This window comes from Streptomyces sp. NPDC020192, assembly GCF_044388685.1.
Lineage (GTDB): Bacteria > Actinomycetota > Actinomycetes > Streptomycetales > Streptomycetaceae > Streptomyces.
Map to the genome: position 1 here is coordinate 160,486 of NZ_JBIRXG010000015.1, position 19,852 is coordinate 180,337.

A 19,852-nucleotide genomic window follows, 5' to 3' on the forward strand; every position below is an offset into this window, starting at 1 on the left:
AGCGTGTTGGGGAGCACGGCAGGGGAAAGATCCTCCTCAGGTATCATGGTCGATCCTTTGCCAATCCATTACGCTTTGAGCCAAGGCTGCGCATGGCAGCCGTGGAGGAGTGAAATGAGGAGCAGTAACCCGGTCTTCTCGCGACGGGGGTTCAGCCGCGACAACGGCTACGCCGGCTTCAACACCGCACCGCAGGCCGGGTACGCACAGGGCAACCCGTACGCGCAGAACCCCTACGCCCAGAACCCGTACGCGCAAGCGGACCTTCAGTACGGCGCACCCCCGCAGGCCCCGGTCACCACCGACCGGATGACGATGGACGACGTCGTCGTCCGTTCGGCCATGACGCTCGGCACGGTCGCCCTCGGCGCCGTCCTCGCCTGGGCGCTGCTGCCGGTCTCGACGACGAGCTACGGCCTGGCCGTCGGCTCCGCGATCGTCGCGTTCGTCCTGGCGATGATCCAGAGCTTCAAGCGCACCCCGTCGCCCGCCCTGATCCTGGGGTACGCCGCGTTCGAGGGCGTCTTCCTCGGCGTCATCAGCGAGATGTACAACAGCCGCTGGAGCGGCGCCCCGTTCCAGGCGGTGCTCGGCACGATGGCGGTCGCCGGCGCGACCCTGCTCGTCTACAAGGCGGGCTGGATCCGCGTCACCGCGCGCTACGCCCGGATGGGCCTCGCCATCGCGATGGCCTTCATGGTCGTCATGGCGGTCAACCTGCTGCTGGTCGCGTTCGGCGTCGCCGAGAACGGCGGCCTGCGCAGCTTCGGCCCGCTCGGCGCGCTGGTCGGCATCGTCGCCATCCTGATCGGCGCGTTCTTCCTCACGCTGGACTTCAAGCAGATCGAGGACGGCATCGCCTACGGCGCCCCGCGCAACGAGTCCTGGCTCGCCGCGTTCGGTCTCACCATGACCCTGGTGTGGATCTACGTCGAGATGCTGCGGCTGGTGGCGATCTTCACCAACAACGACTAGTCGGCCGACGTCGGCTGAGAAGGCCCCGGGCTTCGCAGCCCGGGGCCTTCTCGCGGTCTAGAGCAGCTTGCGGGCCGCCCTCCGCAGGTCGTACTCGTGCACGATCGCCTTCGCGTGGCCGTACGCGAGGTCGTACTCGTGCCGGAGCCAGCTGACCTTCTCCTCGAAGCGGAACAGCGCGGGGCCTTCTTCTACGGTGCGCAGCCAGTCGGAGACTTCACGACCGGTGCAGTGGGGGATGCGGGCGAGCAGATTGCGGTGGGTCTCCTCGGAGAAGAGCTGGGACATCGGCGCCTCCGAACGCAAAGGGGATGTAAGCCGGTCCTTCACGTCACCGTGCCTGAGCGTTCGCGTATTGGCAACAGTCCGGCACGTTACGCTCGGCGCGTGGTTGATACGACGCCCTTGACCCAAGCAGTGGAGTTTTTCGCCGACCGGTTGCGCGCGGCGCCGCAGAGCCGACTTCAGCGGGGTGCCGCGGCCGAGGCGCTGGCGCTGGCCCGGGAGTTGGCCCGGTGGGCGCAGCGTGTCGAGGAGCCCGGGAGTGAGCCCCGGGAGATGCCGGACGCCGGGATGTTCGCAGCGGCCGACCAAATCCTCGTGGCCGCACATGACGTGGAGCTGGTGCTGCGCAGTGAGGACCAGGTCGCCGAAGCGGTGAGGCTGGTGGAGGAGGCGCGGCAGCGGGCGGGGGTCTGAGCAGCCCTTACAGGGACGCGATGACCCGGTCGGCCAGGATGTAGACCATCTCCTCGCCGCAGGCGAAGGTGAGGGTGTAGGCGCCGGAGATGCCCGAGCCGCCGAGGAGGTAGGGGGTGTCGCCCGATTCCACGGCCGCTGCCAGGCGTTCGGCGGTCTCGCGGTGGCCCGGGGTCATGCACAGGGTGGTGCCGTCGGCGAAGACGTAGACGTCGAGGGTGCCGAGCGGGCCCGGGCGGACGTCGGCCAGTTCGACGCGGTCGGCGGCGAGCTGCTCCAGCGTGGTCACGGTGCGCTCGTGGTCGTTCACCGCCGGGGACTGCACCGGGACGAAGTCGGGGTGCGAGGGGTGCCGGCGGCGGGCCGCGGCCAGCTCCGGGGACTCCCCGGCGAACTCGTCGGTCTCGGTGGTCGGCTCGGACACCGGCTCCAGGCCGGCGAAGTCGCTCTGCCGGGGCAGGAACAGCTCGGTGTCGGGCAGGCCGAGCAGCGAGGGCGCGTCGGAGGCGTCACGGGCCTCCTGGGCGGCCCAGAAGGCGCGTGCCTCGGCCAGCTCCCGCTCCCGCTCCTCGGCGAGCGCCTCGGCCACGGCCGCGCGTATCTGGTCGGCCTCGGCGTGGGTGCGGGCGCTCGGCAGCAGGGCGCGGGTGGTGGCCGCCTGGTTCTCGGCGAGCTGTTGCTGCAGCGCCGTGAGCTGACGGCGCAGCTTCATCACGGTGCGCAGGACGGCGACGCCCACGGCGCCGGTGGCGGCCGTGGTGAGCAGCAGGGCGATCGGCATGGCGCTCACTGACGTACTCCCGGTTCAAAGTCGACCCCCGACTTCCTACATCAGCTTGAAGGGTGGACTATCCAGCTGTCAGTGCGTAACGTCACGAAACGGACAGGCCTTTGGTCTCGTCGATTCTTCGAGTGGCGCGCTGACCTGCGTTGACCTGCACTCTTGTGGTCCGCGAGCGAGATAGGTCACATCCTGGGGGAGATTGGATCACGAAAAGGCCCAGAACCGTGGAGATTTCTGGGTTCTGGGCCGATTCACGACGTAACGTGCCTGTCCCGCTACGGACGGTGGGTCAGCTGAGGCGCTCGATGACCATCGCCATGCCCTGGCCGCCGCCGACGCACATCGTCTCCAGGCCGAACTGCTTGTCGTGGAACTGCAGGGAGTTGATGAGCGTGCCGGTGATGCGGGCGCCGGTCATGCCGAAGGGGTGGCCCACGGCGATGGCGCCGCCGTTGACGTTCAGCTTGTCCAGGTCGATGCCGAGGTCACGGTAGGAGGGGATCACCTGGGCGGCGAAGGCCTCGTTGATCTCGACCAGGTCGATGTCGTCGATGGTCAGGCCGGCGCGGCGCAGGGCCTGCTGGCTGGCCTCGACCGGGCCGAGGCCCATGATCTCGGGGGACAGGCCGGAGACGCCGGTGGACACGATGCGGGCGAGCGGGGTCAGGCCCAGCTCGCGGGCCTTGGTGTCGGACATGATGACGACGGCGGCGGCGCCGTCGTTGAGCGGGCAGCAGTTGCCGGCGGTGACCAGGCCGTCCGGGCGGAAGACCGGCTTGAGGCCCGCCACACCCTCCAGGGTGACGCCGGCGCGGGGGCCGTCGTCCTTGCTGACGACGGTGCCGTCGGGGAGGGTGACCGGGGTGATCTCGCGCTCCCAGAAGCCGTTCTTGATGGCTTCCTCGGCGAGGTTCTGCGAGCGGACGCCGAACTCGTCCATGTCCTGGCGGGTGATGCCCTTGGCACGGGCCAGGTTCTCGGCGGTCTGCCCCATCGCGATGTACGGGTCGGGCAGCAGGCCGTCCTCGCGCGGGTCGTGCCAGGTCGTGCCCTCCTGCTGGGCGACAGCCTCGGTGCGGGCCTGTGCCTCGGCGAAGAGCGGGTTGTAGGTGCCCGGCATGTCGGAGCTGCCGTGGGCGTAGCGGGAGACCATCTCGACACCGGCCGAGATGAAGACGTCGCCCTCGCCGGCCTTGATGGCGTGCAGGGCCATGCGGGAGGTCTGGAGGGAGGAGGAGCAGTAGCGGGTGATCGTGCAGCCGGGCAGGTGGTCCATGCCCATCTGTACGGCGACGATACGACCGAGGTTGTGCCCCTGCTCACCGCCGGGCAGGCCGCAGCCGAGCATCAGGTCGTCGATGTCCCGGGGGTCCAGCTCGGGGATCTTGGCGAGTGCGGCCTGGATGATCGTGGCGGTCAGGTCGTCGGGGCGCAGGTCCTTCAGGGAGCCCTTGACGGCGCGGCCGATGGGGGAGCGGGCGGTCGAGACGATGACGGCTTCGGGCATCACGGCTCCAGTGGACGGGGTTTGTTGTGTAGGCAGGGCCGGTTGGGAAGTTACCGGTACGTATGGCCTGGGTCACCGGTGTCGGGGTGTGACACTGACCGCAGTTTCCAAGCGCTTGCTTGGCCCGCGGCCCAGAACCCCCACCGCCCACCCTCCCACCCGTCTCGCTCGGCCGAGAAGTTGCTGTGGGGGCTGGGGGTGGGCGGGCAGGAGAAGGGTGGCGCGGCTGACGGCCACCCGGCAATCCCCGCCGCTGGACCGTCGGCCCGGCCTCGCTGGTGGGCCCGTCGGTTCCAGGCGGCCCTCGCCGGTCGGCCTGGCGGTTTTGGGGTGGCCTTCGCTGGTCGGCCTGTCGTGTACGCCGCCGAGTCGCGGCCGCCCGCGCGGCCGCCCGGCCCCGCTGGTCGACCCGTCGGCGCCCGGCACCTGCCGGTCGACGCGTCGCCCCGTACTTGCCGGTCGACCCAGTGGCTCCAGGCGACCTTCGCCGGCCGGCCCGGCCCCGCCGGGTCGTCCCGCCGGCCCGGCACCCGCCGGTCGACCCGGCGGCTCCATGCGACCCCCGGGTCGACCCGGCGCCTGTCGGCTGGCATACCCGGCCCCCGCGGCACCTCTCAGCCGACCGAGACGGGTGGGCGCGTGCGGGCGAGGAAGGTTATGTCGACGGAGTTGCCGGTTCGGCTTCTGGGACTCTGCGGCGGCGTCTGCGTTTCAGCAGGGCCCAGGGGCCGCGTGGACCGGTTGGCATCGCCGCGGTGACTTCCGTGCCGGCCTCCGAGGCGGCCTCCGCTGCGGCTCGGGCCACCGGGAGGAAGCCCTCGCGGCGCATCACGTCGGGGCGTTCCTCTTCCGCCGGCCACAGGCCGAGGGCCGCGCAGACCGTCGGCAGGACCGCCATCGCGGCTGTGGCGTAGCCCTCGGCCGAGGGGTGGTAGTTGTCCGGGCCGAAGAGTTCCCGGGGATTGGCCTCGAACTCCGGGCCCAGCAGGTCGCCCAGGGACACCGTGCGGCCCCCCTGTTCCACCACCCCGATCGTCTGGGCCGCCGCCAGCTGCCGCGAGGCACGCCGGGCCAGCCAGCGCAGTGGCTGCTGCACCGGCTCGATCGTGCCGAGATCGGGGCAGGTGCCGACCACCACCTCCGCCCCGGCCGTGCGCAGCCGTCGTACCGCCGCGGACAGGTGCCGTACCGAACGGGTCGGCGGCATCCGGTGCGTCACATCGTTCGCGCCGATCATGATCACGCAGATGTCGGGGAGGGGAAACGGTGATGACAGTACCGAGGCCACCTGGCGGTCCAGGTCGTCCGACTGCGCCCCCGGCGACGCCACATTACGGAGTTCCACCGGGCGTTCCGCCACCGCCGCCAGTCCCGAGGCCAGCAGCGCCCCCGGTGTCTGGCCCGCCCGGTGCACGCCCTGCCCGGCCGCCGTCGAGTCGCCGAGCATGGTCAGCCTGAGGGGAGGTTCGCCGGGGACGTCGTAGGTGAGGCCGTAGATGCCGTCGGCCGCCGGGACCCGGCCGCCGCTGCCGTTGCCCACATGGCGCCGGGCCAGCCGTACCTCGGCCAGCAGCAGACCGACGGCGGCCGCGCCGACCAGACCGGCCCCGCCACCGCCGTACGCCGCTCCGGCCGCGATGCGCCGGGCCACTCGTGCCCTCGACAGGTTCGTCATGCGTCGCCGCCACCTCCCTCGTAGCCGTACATCCACTCCTTGCCCCGTACAGCCCGTGTGCCAATCTCAACGGGGAGTGAACGACCACCACGTCTCACCCGTGGGCCGTAGGCTGGCGTGACCACTACGACCACTGTTTTTGTGCACAGCAACCGGAGACAACGGTGCAATTCCACGACTCGATGATCAGCCTCGTCGGCAACACCCCGCTGGTGCGGCTCAACAACGTGACCAAGGGCATCCAGGCGACCGTCCTTGCCAAGGTCGAGTACTTCAACCCCGGCGGCTCCGTGAAGGACCGCATCGCCCTGCGCATGATCGAGGCCGCCGAGCAGAGCGGAGAGCTGAAGCCGGGCGGCACCATCGTCGAGCCGACCAGCGGGAACACCGGCGTGGGGCTCGCGATCGTCGCTCAGCAGAAGGGGTACAAGTGCATCTTCGTGTGCCCTGACAAGGTGAGCACCGACAAGATCAACGTGCTGCGCGCGTACGGCGCGGAGGTCGTCGTGTGCCCGACCGCCGTGGACCCCGAGCACCCCGACTCGTACTACAACGTCTCCGACCGGCTCGTGCGCGAGACCCCGGGCGCCTGGAAGCCGGACCAGTACTCCAACCCCAACAACCCGCTCTCGCACTATCACTCGACCGGCCCCGAGCTGTGGGAGCAGACCGAGGGGAAGATCACCCACTTCGTGGCGGGCGTGGGTACCGGCGGCACCATCTCCGGCACCGGCCGCTATCTGAAGGACGCCAGCGACGGCAGGGTCAAGGTCGTCGGCGCCGACCCGGAGGGCTCCGTCTACTCCGGCGGCTCCGGGCGGCCGTATCTCGTCGAGGGCGTGGGTGAGGACTTCTGGCCGACCGCCTATGACCGCACCATCGCCGACGAGATCGTCCCGGTCTCCGACAAGGACTCCTTCCAGATGACCCGCCGCCTGGCCAAGGAGGAGGGCCTGCTGGTGGGCGGCTCCTGCGGCATGGCCGTCGTGGCCGCGCTCCGGGTCGCCGAGCGGCTCGGCCCGGACGACGTGGTGGTCGTGCTGCTGCCGGACAGCGGGCGCGGGTACCTCAGCAAGATCTTCAACGACGAGTGGATGGCCGACTACGGCTTCCTCGAGGACGAGGGCCCCAGCGCCCGCGTCGCCGACGTCCTGAACCACAAGGCGGGCGGCACCATCCCCTCCCTGGTGCACATGCACCCGGAGGAGACCGTCGGCCAGGCCATCGAGGTGCTGCGCGAGTACGGCGTCTCGCAGATGCCGGTCGTCAAGCCGGGCGCCGGTCACCCGGACGTGATGGCCGCCGAGGTCGTCGGCTCGGTCGTGGAACGGGAGCTGCTGGACGCCCTGTTCTCCCAGCGGGCGTCCCTGGAGGACCCGCTGGAGAAGCACATGTCCGCCCCGCTGCCGCAGGTCGGCTCCGGTGAGCCCGTCGGCGACCTGATGTCCGTGCTCGGTACGGCGGACGCGGCGATCGTCCTCGTCGAGGGCAAGCCCACCGGTGTGGTCAGCCGGCAGGACCTGCTGGCGTTCCTCGCCAAGGGCGGCAAGCAGTAGCCGAACGCACGGTGAACTGCCGGTTTCCGTGCGGCGCTTGCCGGTGGTCTGCCGGTGGGGCGGACTTCGCGGAAGTGGTACGAGCGTGTCACGTCCGCGCAGCACACGCTTAACACGGGTCCGGCACATTGGTGGGTGTCGGCAGGGCGGGAGCGGCTCCCCGCCCCGGCCGACACCGAACGGCGCCAAGGACCTCCGGAGCGGCTCCCGGACCTCCATGGACGCCACGGACGCGCAAGCCCGGCCCTGACCCGGCACGCGTCCCTCGCGGGGACCGCCGTCGTCCCGCCCCCCGGCAACGGGGGTGCGGCGGTCCCCGCGAAAGCTTTCTGGACAGTGGCCTTCTAGACGGTCGTCCAGCTCCCCAGCAGCGCCAGCCGCTCCGCCGTCTCCGAGCCCGGCTCCGGCGTGTACACCACGATCGTCTGTTCCGGGTCGTGCCCGACCGTCAGGGTCTCGTACGGCAGGGTCAGCAGGCCCGCCACCGGGTGCCGGACCTTCTTCACGCCGTACGCGCACTCCCTGACCTCGTGGTCCGCCCAGAGCCGGCGGAAGTCCTCGCTCTTCAGGGAGAGTTCGCCGACCAGCGCGCACAGCTCGGGGTCGTCGGCGTACTTCCCGGCGGCCAGCCGCAGGTTGGCCACCGTCGTCGCGGCCACCGCGGACCACTCGGGGTACAGGTCACGGGCGGCCGGGTTCAGGAAGACCTGCCGGGGCATGTTGCGCTCCGCCGGAGACATGCGGCTGAAGCCGTTCACCGCGTCGCCGAGCGCGTTCCACGCGAGCACGTCCATCCGGCGGCCCAGCACGAACGCCGGGCTGCGCTCCATGCCGTCGAGCAGGGTCTGCACGCCGGGGCGCACGCGGGGGGCGGGCTGCCGGCGGCAGCGTTCGCCCTTCCGCCGGTTCCGCGAGCGGGCCACCGTCCGCAGATAGGCGTGCTCGGTCGCGTCCAGCCGCAGCACCCGGGCGACCGCGTCCAGCACCGCGTCACTGACGCTCGGCCCCCGGCCCTGCTCCAGCCGGATGTAGTAGTCGACGCTCACGCCCGCGAGCTGGGCCACCTCCTCGCGGCGCAGGCCCGGTACGCGGCGCCGCCCGTGTCCGGGCAGCCCCACCTCCTCGGGCTGGATACGTGCACGGCGCGAGCGCAGGAAGTCGCCGACTTCCCCTTCCAGCCAGTCCCCGTCCATGGGATCGATCGTAGGGGAGCGGCCGCGCCCGAACCTGGTACTGGCAGACCCAGGAAAAGCGCATCCCTGGGTACGGCCGCCGGGTCCGGCGAGGGTGGTGTCAGCCGCCGGGGAGCAGCCCCGGTGCCCACACCCAGGGGGAACACCCATGTCGTACCCGAACCTGTCCGGCCGCACCGCCGTCGTCACCGGAGCCGCCAGCGGCATCGGCGAGGCGCTCGCGGTGCGGCTCGCCGCCGAGGGCGCCCGGGTGGCGCTGCTGGCCCGGCGTGCCGACCGGCTTCAGGCGCTGGTGGAGAAGATCCGGGCCGACGGGGGCGAGGCGCTCGCCGTCGCCGCCGACGTCACCGACGACTCGTCCGTTGCAGCCGCCCGCGACCTGGTGCACGAGACGTTCGGCGCCGTCGACCTGGTCGTGAACAACGCCGGCGTCATGCTCCCGAACCCGGTCGCCGACGGCCGCATCGACGAGTGGCAGCGGATGCTCGACACCAACGTCACCGGAGTGCTGCGGGTCATCCGTGCCTTCGGCGCCGACCTGGTGGGCGCGGCCGGCGAGGGGCGCACCGCCGACCTGGTGAACATCTCCTCCATCGGCGCCCACATCCCGTTCCCCAACTACGCGGTGTACGGCGCCACGAAGGCCGCCGTCACCTATCTCTCGCAGTCCCTGCGCACCGAGTTCGGGCCGCGGGACGTGCGGGTGACCAACGTCGAGCCGGGGCTGACGGAGACCGAGCTGAAGGACCACGTCGGCAGCGCCGAGCTGGCCGGGCAGCTGGACGGCATGTTCGAGGCGATCGGCGGCCTGTCGGCCGCGGAGGTCGCGGACGTCGTCGCCTACGCCACCAGCCGGCCCCGGCACGTCAACCTGCGCCAGATCATGGTCCTGCCGACCCGGCAGGCGTGACGGGTCAGGCGTCCTCGTCAGTCGTCCTCGCGGGAGCGGGCGCGGCGGCCGGAGAACAGCTCGGGGTTGTACCGGACCGCCTGGGCGAAGTTGACGCCGACGATCCCGAGCCAGGCGGCCACCGTCCCGGCCGTCCCCGCGACGCCGCCGGCGACGGCGGTCAGCGGGATCGCCAGGACCAGCGAGATGATCGCGAGCCCGAAGCGCTCCGGCCAGGTGTCGGCGCTCTTCGGGCGCCGGGCGCCGCGCGCGCTCGCCATCTGCTGCTCGGCCAGGTGCCGCCGCACCCGGCGGTCCACCGCGTCGTCGATGCGCTGCTCGACCTTCTCCAGGAAGGAGTCCAGCAGCGCGGCGTCGTAGTCCTCGCCCAGGTCATGGCGTGCCCGCACCGTGGCGTCGAGGTCCTTGCGCAGGTCCACGTCCCGCGGGTCCAGAGTGTTCATGCCGTTCAGGTTAGGAAAGCGGCCGCCCCGGGCGCACTGGGGATAGCCCCCCTGTCCCGGCTCAGGGCAGCAGTCCGACCGCCCCGGTGCCGAGGTCCAGCCGGCCCGCCTCCACCGCGGCGGAGCCGAACGCCGGGTCGGAGCGGATCACGTCCCGCACCCATGCGGTATGCGCCCGCATCGTGTGCTCGGCCCAGTCCCCGCCCAGCCCCCGGGTGCGCCGGGCGGCGGGGGCGATCTCCTGCACCAGCAGCTCCAGATGCCCCGGTACGGCCGCCCCGGTGTGCAGATGCTCCAGCGTGGCCGCGACCGCCCCGCACCGCTCGTGCCCGAGCAGTCGTACCAAGAGTGCCTTTCATGGAGCTTCTGTTCACGACAAGCATGGGAGTCATTACACTCCGTCGCTCCACCAGGCCGGCCGTCTACTGCACCAGTCCGTGCTGCTTGGCGTAGGCGTTCGCCACGTCCTCGGGGTCCTTCTTGTCCTTGTCGACCTGCCGGTTCAGCTCGGTGAGCTGGGCGGTGGTCAGCAGATTGCCCAGCCTGGCGAGGGCCTTGCGGACGGTGTCATCGGCCTTGCGGTCGGCGATGAGCGGGACGATGTGCTGGCTGGGGATCAGGTACGCGGGGTCGGTGAGCACCACCCAGTCGTTGGCCTTGATGTCGGTGTCGGTGGTGAACAGGTTCGCCACGTCCACGTCGCCCTTCTTCAACGCGCCCTTGACCAGTGGCCCGTCGGAGTCGAGCGACTTGAACTCCTTGAACTCCACGCCGTACACGTCCTTCAGGCCGACCGCGCCGACCTGGCGCTTCTTCACCTCGGGCGCGGCGCCGATGACCAGCTTGCCGTTCTGCTTCTTCAGGTCGGCGAGGGACGCCAGCCCGTACTTCTTCGCCGTCTCCCGTGTGACGACGAAGGCGTCCGAGTCCTCCGCCATGCCGTACGGCAGCACCTGCAGGCCGGACGGCATGGCGAGGGTGAGGGCGTTCTGCATCTCGCCCGACTCGGCGGCGGTGGCCTTCGGGGCGAGGTAGTTGAGGAGGGCGCCCTGGTACTCGGGCAGCAGGTCGATGTCGCCGCCCCTGAGGGCCGGGATGACGATCTCGCGGGTGCCGAGGTTGGGGCGGACGGTCACCTTCACCCCGGCGCCCTTCAGAGCGGCGGCGTAGAGGTAGCCGAGCACCTGGTTCTCGGTGAAGTTGGCCGTGCCGATGGTGACTCCGCCCTTGCTGGAGCCACCACCGCCGGCGTTCGAGCCCTGGCCGTTGAGGGAGGTGATGCCGCCCGCGCAGGCGGAGAGGGCGGGGACGGAGGCGACCGCGAGCAGGCCGCCGAGGGCAGTACGTCGGTTCATGTCAGGGGGTTCCCTACGCGGTGCGGTGGCGGAAGAGGAAGCGCTGGAGGGTGGCCAGGGCCACGTCCAGGACGACGGCGACGACGGCGACCAGCACCGCGCCGCCGAGCACCTGGACCAGGTCGCGCTGGGCGAGGCCGTCGAAGACGTAGCGGCCCAGGCCGCCGAAGGAGACGTACGCGGCGATGGTCGCGGTGGCGACGACCTGGATCAGGGCAAGGCGCAGGCCCGTCATGATCAGTGGCAGCGCGAGCGGCAGCTCGACCTGGAACAGGACCTGGTGGCCGCGCATGCCCTGGCCGCGCGCCGCGTCCTTCACGTCCGGGTCGACGGCCGTCATGCCGGCGTAGGTGTTGGTGACGATCGCAGGGACGGCGAGGGCGACCAGGGCGACGTAGACGGGCAGCATCGACAGGCCGCCGGCCAGGAAGACCAGCACGACCAGGCCGACGGTCGGCAGCGCGCGGCCGAAGGAGGCGAGGTTGATCGCGAGGAACGCGCCCTTGCCGGTGTGGCCGATCAGCAGCCCGAGCGGGAGGCCGATGGCGGCGGCGATGAGGGTGGCCAGCAGGGAGTACTGGAGGTGTTCGGCGAGGCGGTGCGCGATGCCGTCGGGGCCGGTCCACTGGGAGCCGCTGACCAGCCACGTCCCGAGGTTCTTGAGCAGTTCGTACATCAGGATCGCCTCCTGGCCCAGGGGGTGAGGGCGTACTGGACGGCGACCAGCACCGCGTCCGCGACGACGGCGAGGAGCAGGGTGAGGACCACTCCGGCGATCACCGGGGTCGGGAAGTTGCGCTGGAAGCCGTCGGTGAAGAGCTGGCCGAGGCCGCCGTCGCCGATGTAGGTGGCGACGGAGACGAGGGAGATCGACATGACGGTGGCGATGCGGACGCCGGCGAAGATCACGGGGAGCGCGAGGGGGAACTCGACGGTGAGGAGCGTGCGCAGCGGGCGCGTGCCCATCGCCTTCGCGGCCTCCTTCACCTTCACGGGGACCGAGTCCAGGCCCTCGACGGTGTTCCGCACCAGGACGACCAGGGTGTAGACGGTCAGGCCGGTCACGGTGGTGGTACGGGTGAGGCCGCTGACCGGCAGCAGCAGGACGAAGATCGCGATCGACGGGATCGTGAACAGGACGTTGGAGATGCCGAGCAGCACGCCGCGCAGCCGGGGGAGGCGGTGGGCGACCACGGCCAGCGGGAGCGAGATCAGCAGGCCGAGGGCGACGGCCGTGAGGGCGGCCTGGAGGTGGGAGAGCGTCAGGGTGGTGAGGTCGTCGGTGTGCGCGGATATCCAGGACCAGTCGATCGTCATGCGGCCACCCGCACTTCCGCGTGGGCGCGCCCGGCGTGTTCGTGGATGTCGTTGCGGGAGGAGACACCGGTGAGGACGCCGTCGGCGTCGACGCGGGCGATCAGGCCGGTGGGGGAGGCGACCGACTCGTTGAGGGCGGACAGGAGGGAGTCGGTGTCCGTCAGCGGGCGTACGGGGATCTCGGCGTCCTCGGCAGCCCAGTGGAGGGGCTTGCGCTGTGCGTCGAGGACGAGGGTCCAGGTGCCGCCCTCGGGGGCCGGTCCCTGCGGGACGTCGGCGAGGGTCTTCAGGGACAGCAGCTTCAGGCCGCGCTCGGCGCCGAGGAAGCCGGCCACGAACTCGTCGGCCGGGCGGGCCAGGAGTTCGGCGGGCGGGGCGCACTGGATGAGATGGCCGCCCGTGCGGAACACCGCGATCTGGTCGCCGAGCCGCACCGCCTCGTCGATGTCGTGCGTGACGAACACGATGGTCTTGCTCAACTCGGCTTGGAGCCTGAGCAGTTCGTCCTGGAGCTGGGTGCGGACGACCGGGTCGACCGCGCCGAACGGCTCGTCCATGAGCAGCACGGGCGGGTCGGCGGCGAGCGCGCGGGCGACGCCGACGCGCTGTTGCTGGCCGCCGGAGAGCTGGTGCGGGTAACGCTTGCCGGTCTCGGGGGCCAGCCCGACGGTCTCCAGCAGTTCGGCTGCGCGGGCGCGGGCCTTCCTGCGGTTCCAGCCGAGCAGGAGCGGGACGGTGGCGATGTTGTCGAGCACCGTGCGGTGCGGGAAGAGGCCGGCCTGCTGGATGACGTAGCCGATGGAGCGGCGCAGTTCGGCCGCGGCCTGCCGGGTGACGTCCTTGCCGCCGACGCGGATGGTGCCCGAGGTCGGTTCGACCATCCGGTTGATCATCCGAAGAGTGGTGGTCTTGCCACAACCGGAGGATCCGACCAGGACGGTGATACCGCCTTCCGGCATCTCCAGGTTGAGGTCGTGGACAGCTGTGGTGCCGTTGGGAAAGCGCTTGTGGACCGCGTCGAACTGGATCATGAGATGTCCCTTGCCCGGCTGTATAACGTCATGCAGAGTTCTTGGTGTGTGAATAGCTTGTCAACGGGTCGGCGTTAATCCCGTGTAACGGATGACCGAAAGGCAAGATCCGATGTCCGGGTTGAGGGGAGTTTGGGTGTGATGTCGTCTCGCATCGTGGACGGGTCGCAGTCCGTGCCGACCGTGGTGCCGTCCGCGCGATCCGCGAGCGTGGTCCTCGACGGGTCCGGCCTCGGCGTCGAGGACGTCGTACGGCTCGCAGACGGCGCCGCGCACCCGGTCCCCGAGGCCGACGCGATGCGGCGCGCGGAGCACACCTGGAACGCCGCCCGGCAGATCGCCGCCACCGGACGGGTCTACGGCCGCTCCACCGGCGTCGGCGCCAACCGGAACGAGGACGTGCCCACCGAGGCCGCCGCCGATCACGGTCTGCGCCTGCTGCGCAGCCACGCCGGCGCCATCGGCGCGGAACTGCCCGCCCGGCAGGTGCGCGCCGCCCTCGCCATCCGTGCCAACCAACTGCTGGCCGGCGGCGCCGGGTTGCGGCCGAGCGTGATCACCGCCCTGTGCGAGGCGCTGGAGACCGGCGCCCATCCGGTCGTCAACGAGTTCGGCTCCGTCGGCACCGGCGACATAGCCTCCCTCGCCCAGGTCGGCCTCGCGCTCGCCGGCGAGCACCCGTGGCGCGGCACCGGCGCCCCCGAGCCGCAGCCCCTCGACAACAACGACGCCCTCGCCCTGATCAGCAGCAACGCCCTCACCCTCGGCCAGTCCGCACTCGCGCTGCACGAACTGCGCGGGCTGATCGGCGCCACCCAGGTCGTCGCGGCGCTGTCCCTGCTCGCCGTCGACGGCTCCCACGAGGCGTACGCCGCCCCCGTGCACGCCGCCCGCCCGCACCGGGGCAGCGCCGAGGTGGCCCGGCGGATGCGGGAGCTGATCGGCGCCGCCGACCGGCCCACCCCGCCGCTCGGCCGGATCCAGGACCCGTACGGCTTCCGGTGCCTGCCCCAGATCCACGGCCCCGCGCACGACGCGGCCGACGCCCTGGAGCAGATCCTGGCGGTGGAGATGAACGCGGCCGCCGAGAACCCGCTCATCGCCCCCGAGGACCTCGCCGCCTACCACCACGGCGGCTTCTACGCCGCCCAGCTCGCCCTGGCCCTCGACCACTTCAGGCTCGCCCTCATGCAGGTGGCCCGGCTGTCGACGTCCCGTCTGTCCACGCTCAACGAGCCCGCCTTCACCCGGCTGCGGCCCTTCCTCGCCGACCACGAGCCGGCCTCCTCCGGCGTGATGATCCTGGAGTACGCGGCCGGCGCCGCCCTCGGCGAGCTGCGGGCCTTCTCCGCGCCCGCCTCGCTCGGCCACGCTGTACTCTCCCGGGGCGTCGAGGAACAGGCGAGCTTCGCCTCGCTCGCCGCGCGGCAGACCCTGCGCGCGTGCGGTGCGTACCGCCTGGTGGCCGGCTGCGAACTCGTCGCCGCCGTCCGCGCGCTGCGCCAGCGCGACCTGCGGCCCGACCCGGGGCTGCCGGCCGGCCGGGCCTTCGCGCTCGCCGAGTCGGTCCTCGACCCCGACCCGGCCGACCGGCCGCTCACGGACGACGTGACCGAGGCGGCCGCACTGCTCGACCGGTTCACGGACATCTGGAGGGGGAGCGCGTCATGAGTGTGGACAGGGTTACCGGTGTGGACGCCGCGGAAGGCGCCGCGTCCGGTGGTGTGACCGACAGCCCCGCGGGCCGCTTGCAGGCGCTCTTCGAGGGGCACCGGCTCACGCCGACCCAGCGCCGGATCGCGCACAGCATGGTCCGGCGGGCCGCCGACGTGCCCTTCCTGTCCAGCGTGGAGCTGGCCGAGCTGGCCGGGGTCAGCCAGCCGTCCGTCACCCGCTTCGCCGTCGCCCTCGGCTTCGACGGCTATCCGGCGCTGCGCAGGCATCTGCGCGAGGTCGTCCCCGTCGAACCGGCCGCAGAGGCGGGCGCCTTCAACGAGTACCAGCAGGCCGTCGAGGCCGAGATCGAGAACCTGAGGCACCTCGCCGCACTCCTCGCCGACCCGCGCCCGGTGCAGCGGGCCGGCCGGATCCTGGCCGCCTCCCGCCCGCTGCCGGTGCTCGGCCTGAGGGCCGCCGCCTCCCAGGCGTACGGCTTCTCGTACTTCGCCGCCAAGGTCCACCCGGACGTCCGGCTGCTCAACGAGGGCGGCACGATGATCCAGGACCGCATCGACGCGGCCGTCCGCGCGGGCGCCTCGGCCCTGCTGTGCTTCGCGCTGCCCCGGCACCCCCGCGAGGTCGTGGACACCCTCGCCTACGCCAAGGACGTCGGCCTGACGACGGTCACGGTCGCCGACTCGGCGTTCGCACCGGTCGCCAAGCACTCCGACCTGCTGCTGCCCGCCGCCGTCGGCACCGGCCTCGCCTTCGACACCGCCTGCGCCCCGATGCTGCTCGGCCGGGTCCTGCTGGAGGCCCTCTGCGACGACCTGCCCGACGCCCAGGCCCGCCTGGAGGAGTTCGACACGAAGGCGGCGGCGCGCGGGCTGTTCGTGGATTGACCTGCTTGCGGGGACGCTCTCAGACGCGTCTCACGTTCGGCCACTAACGTCCCCACGAGGTGTTGTGGACACGTGACACGGGAGGCTGGCGTGGCGCGCGGAGGGCAGGGGCTGGCGCGGGTGGCCGTCGTCGTACGGGCCGGGGCCGCACCGCTGTGGTGGTCCGGGGTGGTCGCGGCCGGGATCGGGGTGCTGCCGCCCGGGGTGACCGGCCGCCGGATCGGGGTGCCGGCCGGTGCCGCGCTGTTCCTCGTCGCCGCGGCCGTCGTACCGCTGGCGCGGCGCAAGCGGTACGACGCCCTCGTCCGCGGGGCGGCCCGCGCGGGCAAGTACGACGTGCTGCAGGACCGGGCGGTGACCGTGCGCAACTGGCGCCGGGGCCACCGCTGGTGGCTGCTCCTGGGCTTCGCCGTGGCCCTCGGCTCCGCCTTCGCCGTACCCGCCGCCGGCGGCCTGCTGCTCGCCGGGCTCGGCACCGGGCTGCGGCTGAAGGCGGCCTGGATCGGACGGCGCGAGCGGGCGGAGCAGACGCTGCTGTGGGTGCGCGTCGACCGGCTCGGCCGGCGCGGCGGCCGCCCCGTGGGCAAGGCCGTGAAGAGCCTGCGCGGTACGGGCATCGCGGCCGGCGACGCGGCCCCGGGCGGGTCCCGCCGCCGCACCGCGGCACTGGTGTAGGCCGACTTTCTAGAGGCCGGTGAGCGCGTCCGTGTGCGCTCCGCCGGACTCCGCCACCACCTCCGCGACGGTCTGCGGCTCCCGTACGACCGCGAAGGCGATGCCTCCCGCACCGTCCGGCGCGAAGCCGTAGATGCCCGGCCGGGCGAGGGAGTTGTAGGCGTAGTGGTGGGCGAAGTAGTACGCGCCCGTGTCCAGCGCCGCCGCGTAGTCGCCCTGCTCCAGCGCGGGCAGTGTGCGCCCCTCGGCGAGCAGGTCGCCCGAGAAGCAGGCCGGACCGGCCACGTCCTGCACCACCTCCGGCCCCTGCTTGGGGCGCCCCTTGGCGTCGTACGCGGCGATCCGCAGCGGCCAGGACTCGGGCACGTACACCGTGCGCGTCGCCACCTGCACGCCCGCGTGCGTCACCGCGATCCGCCGCCCACCCGCGCTCTTGGCGTACTCCACCCGCGCCACCACCGTTCCGTGCCGGGCCATGAGCGAGCGCCCGAACTCGGTCACCAGCCCGTACCGCCCGTCGAACAGCCCGGGCACCTGCGCGGCCAGCACGCGCGCGTACTGCGTGTACGTCGGCGCCGCCACCTCCGAGGCGAAGTCCACCGACAGCCCGCCGCCGATGTCGAGCGTGTCGATCTGCCGCCGCCCGGCACGCGCGTTGATCTCCTCCGCGAGCGCGTACGTCTCCGCCACGCCCCGCGCCAGCAGCGGCAGCGGAATGCCCTGCGAGCCGGTGTGCGCGTGCAGCCGGGTCAGCCACGGCCGCTCCAGGAACGCCTGTACGACCCACTCGCGCGCCCCCTCGTCGCGCAGCGCCACCCCGAACTTCGAGGTCGCCGTCGCTGTGGAGGTGGCCCCGATCGCCCCGCCGCCGATCTGCGGGTTGACCCTGAGGCCCAGCGGGGAGCGGGTGGCTGCCCGGCTGACCAGGGCGTCCAGCCGGTCCAGCTCCTGGGGGTTGTCGGCGTTCACGGCGATGCCCAGCGCCAGCGCCTCGCGCAGCTCGGCCGGGGTCTTCGCGGGCGCGTCCAGCACCGTCCGCTCCACCGGCACTCCGGCCGCCCGCGCCAGCGCCAGCTCGCCCGGGCTCGCCACCTCCGCGCCGAGGCCCGCCTCGTGCAGCAGCCGCAGCACCGGCACCAGCGGGGTGGCCTTCACCGCGAAGGCGTGCAGCACCGGCGTGCCGTGCGGTACGACCGCGTCGAACGCCGCCCGCAGGGCCGCCGCCGACCGCCGGATCCCGGTCACGTCCAGCAGCCCCACCACGGCCGCGTCCGGCCCGAGCAGCCCCTGCTCCACGGCGGCACGCACCGCCTCGTCCCGCCGGGCGGCGCGCTCCTGGGCCTCGGTCCGGATGTCCCGCTCCACTGCGTCTCCCCTCGTGTCCGCCTCCCGTCCCCATCCAGCCAAACACCGGCGGCGCGCGAACGGGGTCGCCCAGATGTATTGACTAGTTCTATTCAGAACGACAGGATGTGAATAGAGGTAGCAACAGGAGGAGGCAGACGATGTCGGGACCCCGCCCCGTACGAGCACCGCGCGGCACGGAACTGAGTGCCCTGGGATGGCAGCAGGAAGCCGCCCTGCGGATGCTCCAGAACAACCTCGACCCCGAGGTCGCCGAGCACCCCGACAAGCTCGTCGTCTACGGCGGCACCGGCAAGGCCGCCCGTGACTGGCGCTCCTTCGACGCCATGGTCCGCACGCTGAAGACCCTCAAGCAGGACGAGACCATGCTGGTCCAGTCCGGCCGCCCGGTCGGCGTCATGCAGACCCACGAGTGGGCCCCGCGTGTCCTCATCGCCAACTCCAACCTGGTCGGCGACTGGGCCAACTGGGAGGAGTTCCGCCGTCTGGAGGCCCTCGGCCTGACCATGTACGGCCAGATGACTGCCGGCTCCTGGATCTACATCGGCACCCAGGGCATCCTCCAGGGCACCTACGAGACCTTCGCCGCCGTCGCCGCGAAGAAGTTCAACGGCACCCTGGCCGGCACCATCACCCTCACCGCCGGCCTCGGCGGCATGGGCGGCGCCCAGCCGCTCGCCGTGACGATGAACGACGGCGTCGCGATCTGTATCGACTGCGACCCGCGCGCCATCGAGCGCCGCATCGAGCACCGGTACCTCGACGTGAAGGCCGACAGCCTGGACCACGCGCTCCAGCTGGCCGTCGAGGCCCGTGACCAGCGCAAGCCGCTCTCCATCGGTGTCCTCGGCAACGCGGCCGAGCTGGTCCCGCAGCTGCTCGCGATGAACGCCCCCATCGACATCGTCACCGACCAGACCTCCGCCCACGACCCGCTGTCGTACCTGCCGGTCGGCGTGGCCTTCGAGGACATGGCCGACGCCGCCGCCAAGGACCCGGCCGGCTTCACCACGCGTGCGCGTGAGTCCATGGCGCAGCACGTCGAGGCCATGGTCGGCTTCATGGACGCCGGCGCCGAGGTCTTCGACTACGGCAACTCCATCCGCGGCGAGGCCCAACTGACGGGCTACGACCGGGCGTTCGCCTTTCCGGGCTTCGTCCCCGCGTACATCCGCCCGCTCTTCTGCGAGGGCAAGGGCCCGTTCCGCTGGGCCGCCCTGTCCGGTGACCCCGCCGACATCGCCAAGACCGACAAGGCGATCCTGGAGCTGTTCCCCGAGAACGAGTCCCTGGCTCGCTGGATGAAGATGGCCGGTGAGCGCGTCCACTTCCAGGGCCTGCCCGCGCGTATCTGCTGGCTCGGCTACGGCGAGCGCGACAAGGCAGGCGAGCGCTTCAACGACATGGTCGCCTCCGGTGAGCTGGCCGCTCCGCTGGCGATCGGCCGTGACCACCTCGACTGCGGCTCCGTCGCCTCCCCGTACCGCGAGACCGAGGCCATGCTCGACGGCTCCGACGCGATCGCCGACTGGCCGCTGCTGAACGCCATGGTCAACGTGGCTTCCGGTGCCTCGTGGGTGTCCATCCACCACGGTGGCGGTGTGGGCATGGGGCGGTCCATCCACGCCGGGCAGGTGACGGTGGCCGACGGCACGAAGCTGGGTGGCGAGAAGATCCGGCGCGTTCTCACCAACGACCCCGGTATGGGCGTCATCCGGCACGTGGACGCCGGGTACGACATCGCGGAGTCCGTCGCTCAGGAGCGCGGGGTGCGGGTGCCGATGCGTGAGGGTGACGAGGCGTGAC

The 19,852-nt window shown here is 71.9% G+C and carries 20 protein-coding genes; 8 read left to right on the forward strand and 12 right to left on the reverse strand.

Annotation, left to right across the window (positions count from 1 at the left end):
- The first annotated feature begins 114 nt into the window (after positions 1-114).
- Entirely contained in the window at positions 115-975 is an 861-nt protein-coding gene (locus ACH47Z_RS27645) for a Bax inhibitor-1/YccA family protein (protein WP_399078211.1), read from the forward strand.
- A gap of 57 nt (positions 976-1,032) precedes the next feature.
- On the opposite strand, the gene ACH47Z_RS27650 is transcribed toward ACH47Z_RS27645, so the two are convergent.
- Positions 1,033-1,263 (reverse strand): DUF4287 domain-containing protein, encoded by a 231-nt coding sequence (locus tag ACH47Z_RS27650; protein WP_020940491.1) that lies wholly within the window; start codon positions 1,261-1,263, stop codon positions 1,033-1,035.
- Positions 1,264-1,362: 99 nt separating this feature from the next.
- On the opposite strand from ACH47Z_RS27650, the gene ACH47Z_RS27655 reads away from it, so the two are divergent.
- Positions 1,363-1,674, forward strand: coding sequence for a hypothetical protein (locus tag ACH47Z_RS27655; protein WP_399078213.1), 312 nt, complete (start codon positions 1,363-1,365; stop codon positions 1,672-1,674).
- A 7-nt stretch (positions 1,675-1,681) separates the two neighbouring features.
- On the opposite strand, the gene ACH47Z_RS27660 is transcribed toward ACH47Z_RS27655, so the two are convergent.
- The 3 genes from ACH47Z_RS27660 to ACH47Z_RS27670 all read right to left on the reverse strand — a co-directional run bounded on the left by ACH47Z_RS27660 (position 1,682) and on the right by ACH47Z_RS27670 (position 5,640).
- Positions 1,682-2,464 carry a hypothetical protein gene (locus tag ACH47Z_RS27660; RefSeq protein ID WP_399078215.1) on the reverse strand — a complete coding sequence of 261 codons (783 nt, stop codon included), beginning with the start codon at positions 2,462-2,464 and terminating at the stop codon, positions 1,682-1,684.
- A 283-nt stretch (positions 2,465-2,747) separates the two neighbouring features.
- Complete coding sequence (locus ACH47Z_RS27665; RefSeq protein WP_399078217.1) at positions 2,748-3,965, reverse strand: acetyl-CoA C-acetyltransferase; 1,218 nt, start codon at positions 3,963-3,965, stop codon at positions 2,748-2,750.
- A 655-nt stretch (positions 3,966-4,620) separates the two neighbouring features.
- Positions 4,621-5,640: an SGNH/GDSL hydrolase family protein gene (locus ACH47Z_RS27670; protein ID WP_399078219.1), complete on the reverse strand. Its 1,020-nt coding sequence runs from the start codon at positions 5,638-5,640 to the stop codon at positions 4,621-4,623.
- Positions 5,641-5,804: 164 nt separating this feature from the next.
- Between ACH47Z_RS27670 and ACH47Z_RS27675 the strand changes: the two genes are divergently transcribed.
- On the forward strand, positions 5,805-7,196 hold the full coding sequence (locus tag ACH47Z_RS27675) for a cystathionine beta-synthase (protein ID WP_399078221.1): 1,392 nt from the start codon (positions 5,805-5,807) through the stop codon (positions 7,194-7,196).
- A 344-nt stretch (positions 7,197-7,540) separates the two neighbouring features.
- Here the strand turns inward: ACH47Z_RS27675 and ACH47Z_RS27680 are convergent, their stop codons facing one another.
- Positions 7,541-8,374: a helix-turn-helix transcriptional regulator gene (locus ACH47Z_RS27680; protein ID WP_399078382.1), complete on the reverse strand. Its 834-nt coding sequence runs from the start codon at positions 8,372-8,374 to the stop codon at positions 7,541-7,543.
- A gap of 163 nt (positions 8,375-8,537) precedes the next feature.
- Between ACH47Z_RS27680 and ACH47Z_RS27685 the strand changes: the two genes are divergently transcribed.
- Complete coding sequence (locus tag ACH47Z_RS27685; protein ID WP_399078223.1) at positions 8,538-9,299, forward strand: SDR family oxidoreductase; 762 nt, start codon at positions 8,538-8,540, stop codon at positions 9,297-9,299.
- Between the two features lie 17 nt (positions 9,300-9,316).
- On the opposite strand, the gene ACH47Z_RS27690 is transcribed toward ACH47Z_RS27685, so the two are convergent.
- The 6 genes from ACH47Z_RS27690 to ACH47Z_RS27715 all read right to left on the reverse strand — a co-directional run bounded on the left by ACH47Z_RS27690 (position 9,317) and on the right by ACH47Z_RS27715 (position 13,445).
- Positions 9,317-9,742, reverse strand: a complete 426-nt coding sequence (locus tag ACH47Z_RS27690; protein WP_399078225.1) for a hypothetical protein — start codon at positions 9,740-9,742, stop codon at positions 9,317-9,319.
- 61 nt (positions 9,743-9,803) lie between these two features.
- Positions 9,804-10,088 carry a hypothetical protein gene (locus ACH47Z_RS27695; RefSeq protein ID WP_399078227.1) on the reverse strand — a complete coding sequence of 95 codons (285 nt, stop codon included), beginning with the start codon at positions 10,086-10,088 and terminating at the stop codon, positions 9,804-9,806.
- A 76-nt stretch (positions 10,089-10,164) separates the two neighbouring features.
- A complete protein-coding gene (locus tag ACH47Z_RS27700) occupies positions 10,165-11,097 on the reverse strand; it encodes an ABC transporter substrate-binding protein (RefSeq protein ID WP_399078229.1) in 933 nt (310 codons plus the stop codon).
- 13 nt (positions 11,098-11,110) lie between these two features.
- Positions 11,111-11,773: an ABC transporter permease gene (locus ACH47Z_RS27705; protein ID WP_399078231.1), complete on the reverse strand. Its 663-nt coding sequence runs from the start codon at positions 11,771-11,773 to the stop codon at positions 11,111-11,113.
- A complete protein-coding gene (locus ACH47Z_RS27710; RefSeq protein WP_399078233.1) occupies positions 11,773-12,414 on the reverse strand; it encodes an ABC transporter permease in 642 nt (213 codons plus the stop codon). The genes ACH47Z_RS27705 and ACH47Z_RS27710 overlap by 1 nt, the downstream gene beginning before the upstream one ends.
- Entirely contained in the window at positions 12,411-13,445 is a 1,035-nt protein-coding gene (locus ACH47Z_RS27715) for an ABC transporter ATP-binding protein (protein WP_399078235.1), read from the reverse strand. The genes ACH47Z_RS27710 and ACH47Z_RS27715 overlap by 4 nt, the downstream gene beginning before the upstream one ends.
- Before the next feature lie 141 nt (positions 13,446-13,586).
- Between ACH47Z_RS27715 and ACH47Z_RS27720 the strand changes: the two genes are divergently transcribed.
- The 3 genes from ACH47Z_RS27720 to ACH47Z_RS27730 all read left to right on the forward strand — a co-directional run bounded on the left by ACH47Z_RS27720 (position 13,587) and on the right by ACH47Z_RS27730 (position 16,681).
- Positions 13,587-15,116 carry an aromatic amino acid ammonia-lyase gene (locus tag ACH47Z_RS27720; RefSeq protein ID WP_399078237.1) on the forward strand — a complete coding sequence of 510 codons (1,530 nt, stop codon included), beginning with the start codon at positions 13,587-13,589 and terminating at the stop codon, positions 15,114-15,116.
- Positions 15,113-16,006, forward strand: coding sequence for a MurR/RpiR family transcriptional regulator (locus ACH47Z_RS27725; protein ID WP_399078239.1), 894 nt, complete (start codon positions 15,113-15,115; stop codon positions 16,004-16,006). The genes ACH47Z_RS27720 and ACH47Z_RS27725 overlap by 4 nt, the downstream gene beginning before the upstream one ends.
- Positions 16,007-16,096: 90 nt before the next feature.
- Complete coding sequence (locus tag ACH47Z_RS27730) at positions 16,097-16,681, forward strand: hypothetical protein (RefSeq protein WP_399078384.1); 585 nt, start codon at positions 16,097-16,099, stop codon at positions 16,679-16,681.
- A 9-nt stretch (positions 16,682-16,690) separates the two neighbouring features.
- On the opposite strand, the gene ACH47Z_RS27735 is transcribed toward ACH47Z_RS27730, so the two are convergent.
- On the reverse strand, positions 16,691-18,046 hold the full coding sequence (locus tag ACH47Z_RS27735) for a diaminopimelate decarboxylase (RefSeq protein WP_399078242.1): 1,356 nt from the start codon (positions 18,044-18,046) through the stop codon (positions 16,691-16,693).
- A gap of 140 nt (positions 18,047-18,186) precedes the next feature.
- On the opposite strand from ACH47Z_RS27735, the gene hutU reads away from it, so the two are divergent.
- A complete protein-coding gene (gene hutU / locus ACH47Z_RS27740; protein ID WP_399078244.1) occupies positions 18,187-19,851 on the forward strand; it encodes a urocanate hydratase in 1,665 nt (554 codons plus the stop codon).
- Position 19,852 lies beyond the last annotated feature (1 nt).